Annotated in this window: 10 protein-coding genes, 1 tRNA gene, 1 pseudogene and 2 riboswitches; of the genes and pseudogenes, 6 read left to right on the top strand and 6 right to left on the bottom strand. The window is 66.0% G+C overall.

All coding sequences use genetic code 11. The features are described from left to right. Nucleotides 1-93: 93 nt before the first annotated feature. The 3 genes and pseudogenes from cobN to NS355_RS13725 form a co-directional block, all read right to left on the bottom strand. Nucleotides 94-570 (bottom strand): annotated as a pseudogene (gene cobN / locus NS355_RS13735) (cobaltochelatase subunit CobN); the annotation flags it as partial. A 5-nt stretch (nt 571-575) separates the two neighbouring features. Then, nucleotides 576-1,613 (bottom strand): cobalamin biosynthesis protein CobW, encoded by a 1,038-nt coding sequence (cobW, locus tag NS355_RS13730; protein ID WP_058746229.1) that lies wholly within the window; start codon nt 1,611-1,613, stop codon nt 576-578. 180 nt (nt 1,614-1,793) lie between these two features. Next, a riboswitch (cobalamin riboswitch) is annotated at nt 1,794-1,992 on the bottom strand. Nucleotides 1,993-2,014: 22 nt separating this feature from the next. Then, nucleotides 2,015-3,070 (bottom strand): HoxN/HupN/NixA family nickel/cobalt transporter, encoded by a 1,056-nt coding sequence (locus NS355_RS13725; RefSeq protein WP_058746228.1) that lies wholly within the window; start codon nt 3,068-3,070, stop codon nt 2,015-2,017. 172 nt (nt 3,071-3,242) lie between these two features. After that, nucleotides 3,243-3,445, bottom strand: a riboswitch (cobalamin riboswitch). 107 nt (nt 3,446-3,552) lie between these two features. Here NS355_RS13725 and NS355_RS13720 point away from each other — a divergent pair. Continuing rightward, nucleotides 3,553-4,110: a septal ring lytic transglycosylase RlpA family protein gene (locus NS355_RS13720; protein ID WP_058746227.1), complete on the top strand. Its 558-nt coding sequence runs from the start codon at nt 3,553-3,555 to the stop codon at nt 4,108-4,110. 34 nt (nt 4,111-4,144) lie between these two features. Here the strand turns inward: NS355_RS13720 and NS355_RS13715 are convergent, their stop codons facing one another. Together NS355_RS13715 and NS355_RS13710 are read right to left on the bottom strand one after the other, a co-directional pair. Next, nucleotides 4,145-4,702, bottom strand: a complete 558-nt coding sequence (locus NS355_RS13715; RefSeq protein ID WP_209445097.1) for a YcxB family protein — start codon at nt 4,700-4,702, stop codon at nt 4,145-4,147. Between the two features lie 155 nt (nt 4,703-4,857). Beyond that, nucleotides 4,858-4,934: transfer RNA gene (locus tag NS355_RS13710), tRNA-Pro, on the bottom strand. A 192-nt stretch (nt 4,935-5,126) separates the two neighbouring features. Here NS355_RS13710 and yajC point away from each other — a divergent pair. From yajC to NS355_RS13690, 4 genes are read left to right on the top strand one after another with little or no spacing between them, the layout of a single operon-like run. Further along, complete coding sequence (gene yajC / locus NS355_RS13705) at nt 5,127-5,462, top strand: preprotein translocase subunit YajC (protein WP_058746225.1); 336 nt, start codon at nt 5,127-5,129, stop codon at nt 5,460-5,462. A gap of 4 nt (nt 5,463-5,466) precedes the next feature. Then, on the top strand, nt 5,467-7,071 hold the full coding sequence (gene secD, locus NS355_RS13700) for a protein translocase subunit SecD (RefSeq protein ID WP_058746224.1): 1,605 nt from the start codon (nt 5,467-5,469) through the stop codon (nt 7,069-7,071). A gap of 16 nt (nt 7,072-7,087) precedes the next feature. After that, nucleotides 7,088-8,068, top strand: coding sequence for a protein translocase subunit SecF (gene secF, locus NS355_RS13695; RefSeq protein WP_058746223.1), 981 nt, complete (start codon nt 7,088-7,090; stop codon nt 8,066-8,068). Between the two features lie 10 nt (nt 8,069-8,078). Beyond that, on the top strand, nt 8,079-8,462 hold the full coding sequence (locus NS355_RS13690) for an Mth938-like domain-containing protein (RefSeq protein ID WP_058746222.1): 384 nt from the start codon (nt 8,079-8,081) through the stop codon (nt 8,460-8,462). A 141-nt stretch (nt 8,463-8,603) separates the two neighbouring features. On the opposite strand, the gene NS355_RS13685 is transcribed toward NS355_RS13690, so the two are convergent. Then, nucleotides 8,604-9,776 (bottom strand): glycosyltransferase, encoded by a 1,173-nt coding sequence (locus tag NS355_RS13685; protein ID WP_058746221.1) that lies wholly within the window; start codon nt 9,774-9,776, stop codon nt 8,604-8,606. A gap of 204 nt (nt 9,777-9,980) precedes the next feature. On the opposite strand from NS355_RS13685, the gene NS355_RS13680 reads away from it, so the two are divergent. Then, nucleotides 9,981-11,432: a S41 family peptidase gene (locus NS355_RS13680; protein WP_084787961.1), complete on the top strand. Its 1,452-nt coding sequence runs from the start codon at nt 9,981-9,983 to the stop codon at nt 11,430-11,432. Nucleotides 11,433-11,479 lie beyond the last annotated feature (47 nt).

The following is an 11,479-nucleotide window of genomic DNA, read 5'->3' as shown; positions in this document are numbered from 1 at the left end:
TTGTTTTTTATGACATCGACACCCACGCTACTCAACATCACCTCTTCGTCGGCAGCGTCGGATGTGTATAAGCGACAGAGTCACAGGCGAGACGGCCCGCGCCAACTCCCCTAACGCCATCGCCGCCGCATCCGCCCCGCCCGCGTCGCACAGCGCCGTCAACCGCCGCACCATGTCATCGCCGACCGTCGACGCCCCCACCAGCCGCCGGTCCTCACGCCCGTCCGCGGCCAGCACCGCCAGCGCGATGCCGTTCTCCCGCGCCAGCCGCTCGACTTCGCGCAGGCCATATTCCCAATAGGCCGCCCCGCCGATCAGCCGGATCAGGATCGCCTTCGCATGCACCAAAGTCTGCTCGACATAGGTGTCGACCGACAGCGGATGCACCAGCGCCGCGAGATTGGCGAGCCGCAGCGACCAGGGGAATCCCCCCGCCCGCCACCCCGCCGCAAAGGCGCTGAGGTCGCTGTCGGAGAAGGACAGCACGACCACGTCACCGGGGCGCTGCCCCAGATCCTGTGGAACCGCCTGTTCCTCCAGCCCATGGCTCTCGCGAAAGACGAGATGCACTGGCCTTAGCCCTTCAGCATGGCCTCGATCGCCGAACGGTCGATCCGGTCATGCTCGGCGATGACGACCAGTTGCGTGCCGCGCGGCTCGCCCGCCCCCCAGGGGCGGTCATAGCTGGTACGCACCCGGCGACCCACAGCCTGGACCAGCAGCCGCATCGGCTTGCCCGCAACCGCCGCATAGCCTTTCACACGCAGGATATCCTGTTGCTCGGCCAGCGTCACGATCCGCGCGGCGATCGCCTCGGGGCTCTCCACCTCGTCCAGCATCACCGAGATGCTGTCGAAATCGTCATGCTCGTGATCGTCCGCGCCGTCATGGTGCGAGGGGCGCGCGGCGATATCGTCCTCGGCGGCGGCCTCCAGACCCAACACGATCTCGGCGGAGACGATGCCGTCGACCGCCTCGACCATCGGCAAGGGGCGCGGCGCCTCAGCGGCGATGATTTCCCGCGCCTTGGCGACACCCTCCGGCCCGGCGAGGTCCGCCTTGGTCAGCAGGACGATATCGGCGCAAGCCAGCTGGTCCTCGAACACTTCTGACAGTGGGGTTTCATGGTCGAGGCTGGGGTCGGCGGCGCGCTGCGCCTCGACTGCGTCGAGATCGGGGGCGAAGCGGCCCGCCGCGACGGCTTCCGCATCGGCCAGCGCCACGACGCCGTCGACGGTGATGCGCGAGCGGATGGCGGGCCAGTCGAACGCCTTCAGCAGCGGCTTGGGCAGCGCCAGACCCGAAGTCTCGATCAGGATGTGATCGGGGCGCGGCTCCATCGCGAGGAGCTTCTCGACCGTCGGGATGAAGTCGTCGGCGACGGTGCAGCAGATGCAGCCATTGGCCAGCTCGACGATATTCTCCGCCGGGCAATCGGGAATGGCGCAGCTTTGCAGGATGTCGCCGTCGACGCCCAAAGTCCCGAATTCGTTCACGACCACCGCCAGGCGACGACCGCCCGCGTTGCGGATCAGATGGCTGATGAGCGTGGTTTTCCCTGCGCCCAGAAAGCCGGTGACGATGGTGACGGGGACCTTGGAAAGGTCACGCATGATGTTTCTCCGACGCGCCGGACGAGCGAGCGCGGACGGGGGCCATCGCCGAAAGCGGTGACGGCCGGGCGCTGTCGAATGCGTCCGCCCCGCGTGTCGGCGACCGATGCGGCCCCGGCCGCATGGCTTCGTCGCTCTCCGACGGAGAACCGTGCCCCGACCACCCCCTGGGTCCAGGCAAGAGCGACCATGACGCCGGCAGGTCTCCTGGCTCGCGGGTCGAAGCAAGGGGATGCGCCTTCCCGGATCACTCCAGTGGCCGTGCCTCCAATGGGGCACCAGCATCGCTCGCTCACCGCTTACAGTTGCAGGGACAGCCGGGGATTTGCACCCCATTCCCGTTAAAGCCCTTGCGGGCACCGGCGCGATCTTCGGGAACTTTCGCCCCCGATGTGCGGCATTTATCCCGCCGCGCCGGGCTTGGCAATTCGCGCCTCCATCGCCGCGAACCCGCGCCAGCGATAGAGGAGGAAGCTCGCCCCCCAGCAGAGAACGAACAGCCCGACGATCGCGAAACCCAGCACGTTGAAATGCTCGGACAGCGCCGCCGCATAGCGGAACGGCCCCGCCGTCCAGCCGAACCGCTCGGCCAGCAAGGCGGTCGCCTGGATGCCGCCGATCACCAGCGCGACCAGCGCCGACACCAGCGTGATCGTCATGTTGTAATAAAGCTTGCGCAGCGGATGGACGAACGCCCATTCATAGGCACCCAGCATCACCAGCCCATCGGCGGTGTCGATCAGCGCCATGCCCACCGCGAACAGCACCGGGAATACCAGGATCGTCGCCAGCGACACGCCGTCCGCCGCGTGCGAGCCCGACAGGCCCAATATCGCCACCTCGGTCGCGGTGTCGAAGCCCAGCCCGAACAGGAACCCCAGCGGCGCCATATGCCAGCTGCGCCGGATCAGCCGGAACAGCGGCCGGAACAGCCGCGACAAAGGCCCCTGCCCCGAAAACAGCATGTCGGCGTCTGCCTCCGCCATCGGCTCGCCGCGCGCGACGCGGCGGAAACGGGTCCAGACGTCGCGCAGGATGATCAGGTTCATGATCGCGATGGCGAACAGGAAACTCGCCGAGACGATGGTGGCGATGGTCCCACCGCTCTGCCCGAACGCCTCGAAGTCGGACAGCGTGCTGGCCGCCAGCGCCACGGTGGTCGCCGCGATCAGCACGATGGCGGAATGGCCGATCGCGAACCACAGGCCGACCGCGATCGGGCGCTGGCCGTCCTGCATCAGCTTGCGGGTGACATTGTCGATGGCGGCGATGTGATCGGCATCGACCGCGTGACGCAGCCCCAGGCTATAGGCGAGCAAGGCGGTGCCCAGCATCAGGCTGTTGCCTGCAAAGACACTCAGCGCCCAACCCCAGACGGCGATATTGATGACGACCAGCGCCCCCATCAGCAGGGTGACGCGGCGCTTCAACGATGGTCGGACGGAAACTTCGGACATGGGCGGATCACGCTTTTAGGGCGCCGTTGCGACTCGGGCAGACCTTTCCGCTGTCGCGGCGGTTACCCAGCTTCAGCGGGCGCACGCCGGGCCGGGTTCCGATTCAGGTCGCCCCATGGCGTCGCTCGCATGATACAATATATCCTGGCCATGACCATCCCCTGGATCGCGGCAAGAGCGACTCGCATCGGCAGGTCTCCTGGCTTGCGGGTCGAAGCGTCGGCAATGCGGCCTTCCCGGATGGCTCCAGTGGCTGTTCCCTGTTGCAGGAACCGGCATCACGCACTCACCGCTTACAGTTGCAGGGACAGCCGGGGCCTTGCACCCCATTCCCGTTTTCAGCCCCAAGGGGGCACCGATGCGATTGATCGGACCGGCTGAAAGCCCGCCCTACCCGCACGCTACTATGCGGCCAATCGAGGCGCAAACCGCTTTATCGCGCGCGCCGCGCGGCCTAATCGGGCGCCATGGTTTGGAAAGCGATGCGCCGATGGACCCCGGCGGCGGCGGCCCTGCTCGCCGCCTGTTCGAGCGGGAATTACCGGCCGGTCAGCGACTATCCGGTGCGGATCGGCAAGCCCTATACGGTGCGCGGCGTCACCTATGTCCCCGCTGCGGACGCGACTTATGACATGCTCGGCTATGCCAGTTGGTATGGCGGCGAATCGGGCAAGCGCACCGCCAACGGCGAACGCTTCCGCCCCGGCTGGGCGACGGCCGCGCATACCACCCTGCCCCTGCCCAGCTATGTCGAGGTGACGGCGCTGGATACCGGGCGGCGGATCATCGTGCGGGTCAACGATCGCGGGCCGTTCGCCGGATCGTCGCGGATCATCGACCTGTCGCGCGGCGCCGCCGAACAACTCGGCCTGCGCGCGGTCGGCAAGGCGGCGGTGCGGGTGCGCGTCGTCGAGCCGGACGAAAAGGACCGCGAACGCCTGCGCCACGGCAAGGCCGCGCGGCCCTTGCCGCCGGTTTCGGACGCAGTGAGGGCGAACCTGTTGTCGCAGGTTGCGGCGGCGGGGATGACGGTTCGGTAGAGGCGAATGCAAGGATCCATTTTAAGGACGGCTTCTAACTTTGCCCCTTTAGACGCCCGGCAATATATACGACTTGATCACCTGTAAGCGCTCGCGTCGGTATGAAATTCATCAAATCCGCGCTTTGCTTGAGAATAATGACTTCAGCACTCGCAAATATGCCGTGAAAGTCGTCCCACTCAAAGTTCGACTGCCCCCTTATCGAGCCAAATTTGATGGTTCTGTCATCCCATTCGACGAACGTAGTTCCATGAAGATTTTTCTGCTGAGCATAGATGGTTCGAGACTGACCGCGTAATCTCAGGTAAGCCGCGCCGAAGACAGCGACTAAAAATAGCACCCAATAGACCACGCCTACTGCCGCAGCGATTGGCAAAGAGCCTAAATCCCATAACCACGCCGCGAACACCGATAGCGCACTTAAAAAAAGACCACCTATCAGAAGGTTACGCCTTGCGCGCTTTGCTTTGAGTCTGATCTTAAAATTCAGGCGGTATGCCGCCAGCAAATCATCGGCAGTGGCGTCGAATTTCGCTACTTGCATAGCATGACTGTGCCATCGCGCCGCATATTCCGCAATGGGATCGCACACTCGTTGCTGACACTCGGATTGCGTCGCTTCGATCCGCCCATGACGGCATGATCGCCTGCATCTTCGCCGTGACCTGTTTAGGAACTAGACGCCAGAAACGAAAAAAGCGGGCTTTCGCCCGCTTCATCGTCGTCCACCGATGTCAGTAGAATATTTGGTCGGGGCGACAGGATTCGAACCTGCGACCCCCACACCCCCAGTGTGATGCGCTACCAGGCTGCGCTACGCCCCGACCGAGCGGCGGCCTCTAGGCGGGTTTTATCCGGGATGCAAGCCTTGATGTTGCGATAGTCGCGACACCACATCCGCCTCTCCATTGCGCCTGTCCGCCTGCGATGGTAGCGGGCAGGCTATCCGACATGGGGGCTTGTCGATCGTCAACGGTCGACACGTACCCGTGCCCATTCAGCAAAGACGGGTCCGAATGTTCATTCCCTTCACCGCCCAGGCAGCAACCGGGGCCGCCGCGTCCGGCGGAGCCGCCTCGTTCCTCAGCCTCGCGCCGCTGCTCCTCGTCTTCGTCGTCTTCTATTTCCTGATGATCCGTCCGCAGCAGCGCCGCATGAAGACGCTGCAGGCGTCGATCGAGGCGGTCAAGAAGGGCGATCAGGTCACCACGGCGGGCGGCATCGTCGGCAAGGTGACCCGCGTCGAGGACCAGCTGGTCGAGGTCGAGATCGCGCCCAACGTCCGCGTCCGCGTGGTCAAGGCGACGCTGACCGACGTGATCGACCCCACCGCCAAGCCCGCGAACGACTGATCCCATGCTGGATTTCCCCCGCTGGAAGGTCGCTTCCATCGTCGCGTTGCTGGCCGCTTTGTGCCTGCTGGCGATCCCGAGCTTTCTGCCTGAGAGCGTCACGAACAGCTGGGGGGCGATCCCGCATCCCCGCGTGAACAAGGGCCTCGATCTGGCGGGCGGCAGCTATCTGCTGCTGGAGGCGGATACCGGCGATCTGGCCAATACCCGGCTGGAGACGATGCGCGACCAGGTCGCGGCCGAGATGCGGCGCGGCACGCCGCGTATCGATATCGGCGACATCTCGGTCCGGGGCGGACAGCTCAGCTTCATGCTGCGCGATCCGACCCAGGTCGATGCGGCGCGCGAGCGGTTGCTGTCGATCACCGGCGGCGGGGCGGGCATGACCGGCCAGCGCGAATGGGACATCCAGGTCGTCGACACCTCGCGCTTCGTCCTGAAGCCGACCCAGGCGGGCCTGACCCAGGCGGTCGATACCGCGATGAAGACCGCGACCGAGGTCGTGCGTCGCCGTATCGACGCGCTGGGCACCAAGGAGCCGACGATCCTGCAACAGGGCAGCAACCGCATCGTGGTGCAGGTGCCCGGGCTGCAGGATCCGCAGCAGCTGAAGGACCTGATCGGCAAGACCGCCAAGCTGGAATTCAAGCTGGTCGACACGACGGCCAATCCGGTCGAGGTGGCCAAGGGCAATGCGCCCGCGGGCAGCCAGGTCCTGCCCTATCCGGGCAATCCGCTGGGTGCGCCGGTCATCGCGGTCAAGCGACCGGTCATCATCTCGGGCGACCAGCTGATCGATGCACAGCAGGCCTTCGACCAGCAGACCAACGCGCCGCAGGTGGCGATCACCTTCGACGCGCAGGGCGGTCGCAAGTTCGCGCGGATCACCCAGGAGAACACGGGCAAGCCCTTCGCGATCATCCTCGACGGCCAGGTGCTGTCGGCCCCCAACATCAACGAACCGATCCTGGGCGGCCGCGCCTCGATCAGCGGCAACTTCACCGTCGATACGGCCAACCAGCTGGCGATCTCGCTGCGCTCGGGCAAGCTGCCGATCGACCTGAAGGTCGTCGAGGAACGCACCGTAGGCCCCGACCTGGGTGCGGATTCGATCCGCGCGGGCATACTGGCGTCGGCGATCGCAGCGGTCGCGGTCATCATCTTCATGACCGTCACCTATGGCCGGTTCGGCATCTATGCGAACATCGCCGTCGTCATCAACGTGCTGGTCATCCTGGCCGTCATGGCGATGCTGAACGCGACGCTGACCCTGCCGGGTATCGCGGGCTTCATCCTGACCATCGGCACCGCGGTCGACGCCAACGTGCTGATCAACGAGCGTATCCGCGAGGAACGACGGCGCGGACGCAATGTCGTCCAGTCGGTCGAGCTGGGTTACAAGGAAGCCAGCCGCACGATCTTCGAGGCGAACGTGACCCACGCCATCTCGGGCGTCATCATGCTCGTGCTCGGCTCGGGCCCGGTGAAGGGCTTCGCGGTCGTGCTGCTGATCGGCATCGTGACCAGCGTGTTCACCGCCGTCACCTTCACGCGGATGCTCGTGGCGCTGTGGTTGCGCCGCGAAAAGCCCAAGACCATCAACATTTGAGGCAGGAGAACAGATCATGCGCCTCCTGAAACTCGTCCCCGACAACACGAACATCGATTTCGTCCGCCTGCGCGGCTGGGCGTTCGGGCTGACGCTCGCGCTCACCCTGCTGGCGGTCGGCGTGACGTTCGCCAAGGGCCTCAATCTGGGCGTCGACTTTGTCGGCGGCCTGATGATCGAGGAGAAATTCCCCACCCCGCCTTCCGCCGACCGCGTCCGCTCGGTCGTCGATGGCCTGGGTGTGGGCGAAGCCAATATCCAGACGGTCGGCGACGGCCGCACCATCAGCATCCGCCTGCCCGTGCCGAAGTCCAATGACGAAGGCGCGACCAACGCCGTCGTCCGCAAGGTGGAAGCCGCGCTGGGCCAGCAATTCCCCGGCGCGACCTTCAGCCGTTACGACACGGTGTCGGGCAAGGTGTCGGGCGAGTTGATCAAGCACGGCGTGCTCGCGGTCGTCCTGGCGATCCTGGGCATCGGCCTGTTCGCGATCTTCCGCTTCGAATGGCAGTTCGGCGTGTCGACCATCGTCGCCATCGTCCACGATCTTCTCGTCACGCTGGGCTTCTTCGCGATCACCCAGTTCGAGCTGGACCTGACGATCATCGCGGCGTTCCTGACCATCATCGGCTATTCGATCAACGACAAGATCGTCATCGATGACCGCATCCGCGAGAATATGCGCCGCTATCGCAAGATGGACATGCGCGAGATCATCAACCTGTCGGTGAACGAGACGCTGCCGCGCACGGTCATGACCTCGGTCACGATCCTGCTGGCGCTGGTCGCGCTGCTGCTGCTGGGCGGCCATGTGCTGCGCGGCTTCACGGCGGCGATGATCCTGGGCATCGTGGTCGGCACCTATTCGTCGATCTACGTCTCGTCCTCGCTGCTGATCACGCTGGGCCTGCGCGCCGAGCCGAACCGCGAGAAGCCGGGCACCACGGACAAGCGCAAGGTGGCCGACGCCGAGCGCATCACCCCGCGCGAGAGCTGAGCGGGCGGGGATGAGCGATTCGATCCGCATCACGCGCGATCCGACCGCGCCCGGCCCGATCGTCCGTGGCTTTGCCGCCACGGGCTTTAGGGTGGGTGAGATCGCCTATCCTGCGCTGCTCCTCTCGCCCGACTGGCACGAGCCCTGGAGCCCGCCGCCCTTCGACGCGCTGACGCCGGAAACGGTCGCCGCGCTAGTCGACGAAGCGCCGGAATTCCTGTTGCTCGGCACCGGCGCGAACCTGCGCCGCGCGCCTGCCGCGTTCGTCGCCGCGCTGGAAGCGCGCGGCGTCGGCGTCGAAGTCATGGACAGCCGCGCCGCCGCCCGCGCCTGGGGCGTGCTGCGTAGCGAAGGCCGCAAGATCTGCGCGGCCCTCTACCCGCTCGACGCCTGATCCCGATGAATCCTCCCCGGCACGGGGAGGTGGCAGGCCGAAGGCCTGACGGAGGGGGGCTTCCACGCAGGTCATACTTGGCCGCAAGCCCCCTCCACCATCCTGCGGATGGTCCCCCTCCCCGCACCGGGGAGGACTTTCCTACCGCCCCCGCGCCACCAGTTCCGCCAGATGCGAGTGCAACCCGGCGGCATTGGCGGGCCAGGTAAAATCCCGAACCCCAGCGCGCACCGCCCAGGGGTCTGCCCCCTGCTCCAGCACGTCACGGATCGCGGCGGCGAACTCGCCCGGATCGGCCTGGGCGATCCGTCCCGCCACCCGGCTTGTCACGACATCCTCCGCCCCGCCCGCCGGGGTGATGACCACCGGCGTGCCGCAGGCCAGTGCCTCGACCCAGGCATTGGCCAGCCCCTCCGATGCGGAAGCCAGCGCCATCACATCCGCTGCGCCCAGCAAGGGCGGCAGGTCCGCATGCGGCACGGACCCGATCAACCGCACCCGGTCGGCGACCCCCGCGCGCTCGGCCCGCGCGGTCAGGGCGGCGCGTTCCGCCCCCTCCCCCACGATCATCAACGTGACGCCGGGCAAACGCGCCACGGCATCGATCACCACGCCATGCCCTTTGCGCGGGATCAGCGCGCCCAGCGACACGACCAGCGGCCCGGTCACGCCCAATGCCTGTTTGGCGGCCTCGCGATCGATCGGCTGGAAGCGGCTCTGGTCGACGCCCGTATGGTGGACCCGGATGCGATGCCGCGAGACGCCGAGCGCCGCGACATCGTCGGCCATCGCATCGCTGACCGCCAGCAGGCCATCGGCCCGTATCGCGGCGCGGGCGACCTGAGCCCGCGTGGCGGGGGCCCGCCCCCATAAGTGAATGTCCGCCCCTCGCGCCTTGACCGAGACGGGTACGCCGTATCGCCGCCCCAGCGCGACCGCCGCCGGGCCATCGGGGAAGAAGAAGGACGCGTCGATCACGTCGAACCGCGACTCGTCGCGCAGCCTGTCGAGCACCGGGGTCAGCGCACGCACCAGGGCAGGGACATGGAAGCGTCCGGCCGTACCGGGGATCGTCAGGAAGCGCGGGCGGCTGACGTCCAGTCCCGCCCATTGCTCGCGCAGGGGCAGCGCCGCCTGCGCCCGAAACCGCGCTGAGCGCGCCAGCGGCCAGACCGGCAGGCCGATCGGCGCGACCACCCGGACGGCGACACCCGGCCGCATCGCGAGCGCGGCGGTCTGGCGTTCGACGAAGATTCCGAAATTCGGCCGTGTCGCATCGGGAAACAGGCTCGACAGGGTCAGCACGTTCAGCATGAGACCACATACTCCTGTCGAGGCAATAAGACGCCACCTGTCCGGACATTATCGCCGACGTCATCCGCCTGAACCACGACTTGGGTTTACAAGATCATAAATATGACCGCCAAGATATAGGCCATTCATCAACCCGACAGATCGAGCCTGACACAATTGTGAGGATAAGCTATTCCTTCGATAGCTTTTGGGGTGGGGGTTTCGATGAGCCGATTCGGACGTTTGGGTGCGCTGCTGGCTTTGACGGCGACCTTGGCGGGTTGTGGCGATGGTGGCGGCGGCAGCAGCGGCACGATCGGATCGAACACCGGGGGCTCCGGCGGCGGGACCGCGACGGGCACGGTGGACAATAGCTGTTCGCTGCGCAACCGGCAGAACTGGGTCTCGGCCCAGATGAACGAATGGTATCTTTTCCCGGATACCCTGCCCGCCTCGCTCGATCCGACGCCCTATACGACGGTCAGCGACTATATCGACGCCCTGACCGCGACCGCGCGGGCGCAGCGCAAGGATCGCTACTTCACCTACCTGACCTCGATCAAAGAAGAGAATGCCTATTATAGTTCGGGTGCTTCGGCGGGCTTTGGCTGGCGCCTGACCACCGACTCCTCGATGTCGAGGCTGCTGATCGCCGAATCGATGGAGGGCGGCCCCGCGCTGGCCGCCGGGATCGATCGCGGCACCGAGATCCAGGGGATCGGCACGACCGCCTCGAACATCCAGTCGATCGCGGACATCGTCCGCGCCGATCCGAACAACGGCCTGTACAATGCGCTGGGCAGCGACACGGCGGGGACCACCCGCTATTTCCGCGTCGCGGATTCGTCGGGCGGCAATGTCCGGACCGTGGCGGTCACCAAGGCGGACTTCACGCTGCAGCCGGTATCGCCGCGCTACGGTACGCAGATCATCACCGACAACGGCCAGCGCTATGGCTATGTCAATCTGCGCACATTCATCAACACCGCCGACCCGCAGCTGCGCGCCGCCTTCGCCTCGTTCAAGCAACAGGGCATCACCCAGGTCATCATCGACCTGCGCTACAATGGCGGCGGCAGCATCGATATCGCCGACCTGTTCAACAATCTGCTGGGCGGCAACCGCCAGACATCGGACGTGATGGGCTATATCGCCTTCCGCCCCAGCAAGTCGTCGAACAACGAGACGACCTATTTCGCGCCGCAGCCCGAATCGATCATACCCACCCGCCTCGCCTTTATCGGCACCGGCGGCACGGCCTCGGCCAGCGAACTCGTGCTCAACCGCACCCTGCCCTATATGGGCAGCAACACCGGGCTGATCGGCGCCAACACCTATGGCAAGCCGGTGGGCCAGATCGCACGCGACAATGCGCAGTGCGATGACCGGCTGCGGGTAATCGCCTTGTCCATCCAGAATGCGAACCGGCAGGGCGATTATTATAACGGCCTGGCCAGCGTCGTGCCCGCCAGCTGCCGCGCCAGCGACGACCTGACCCATAAGATGGGCGACCCGCAAGAGGCCTCGACCCGCGCCGCGCTCGACTTCCTGCAGGGCAAGAGCTGCACCCCGATCAGCGCGACCGCGAGCACGCAAGGAGTGGGCGACGGCCCGCGCAAGTTGCTTCAGCCCGACCGCCCCTCGGTCGCGCAGCGCGATGTGCCGGGGTTGTTTTAAAATCTGACGCCAGCGCGTCGAAGCGCTGCAAGCCCCTCCCCTTCAGG

This window comes from Sphingomonas yabuuchiae (assembly GCF_001477495.1).
Classification (GTDB): domain Bacteria; phylum Pseudomonadota; class Alphaproteobacteria; order Sphingomonadales; family Sphingomonadaceae; genus Sphingomonas; species Sphingomonas yabuuchiae_A.
The sequence above is the reverse complement of the archived record's forward strand: the minus strand, read 5'-3'. Positions and strand labels throughout refer to the sequence as shown.

Bases quoted from the DNA above. Each gene is read 5' to 3' on its own strand.
- cobW (WP_058746229.1), bottom strand. From the start codon at position 1,613: ATGCGTGACCTTTCCAAGGTCCCCGTCACCATCGTCACCGGCTTTCTG.
- NS355_RS13725 (WP_058746228.1), bottom strand. From the start codon at position 3,070: ATGTCCGAAGTTTCCGTCCGACCATCGTTGAAGCGCCGCGTCACCCTG.
- NS355_RS13720 (WP_058746227.1), top strand. From the start codon at position 3,553: ATGCGCCGATGGACCCCGGCGGCGGCGGCCCTGCTCGCCGCCTGTTCG.
- yajC (WP_058746225.1), top strand. From the start codon at position 5,127: ATGTTCATTCCCTTCACCGCCCAGGCAGCAACCGGGGCCGCCGCGTCC.
- secD (WP_058746224.1), top strand. From the start codon at position 5,467: ATGCTGGATTTCCCCCGCTGGAAGGTCGCTTCCATCGTCGCGTTGCTG.
- secF (WP_058746223.1), top strand. From the start codon at position 7,088: ATGCGCCTCCTGAAACTCGTCCCCGACAACACGAACATCGATTTCGTC.
- NS355_RS13690 (WP_058746222.1), top strand. From the start codon at position 8,079: ATGAGCGATTCGATCCGCATCACGCGCGATCCGACCGCGCCCGGCCCG.
- NS355_RS13685 (WP_058746221.1), bottom strand. From the start codon at position 9,776: ATGCTGAACGTGCTGACCCTGTCGAGCCTGTTTCCCGATGCGACACGG.
- NS355_RS13680 (WP_084787961.1), top strand. From the start codon at position 9,981: ATGAGCCGATTCGGACGTTTGGGTGCGCTGCTGGCTTTGACGGCGACC.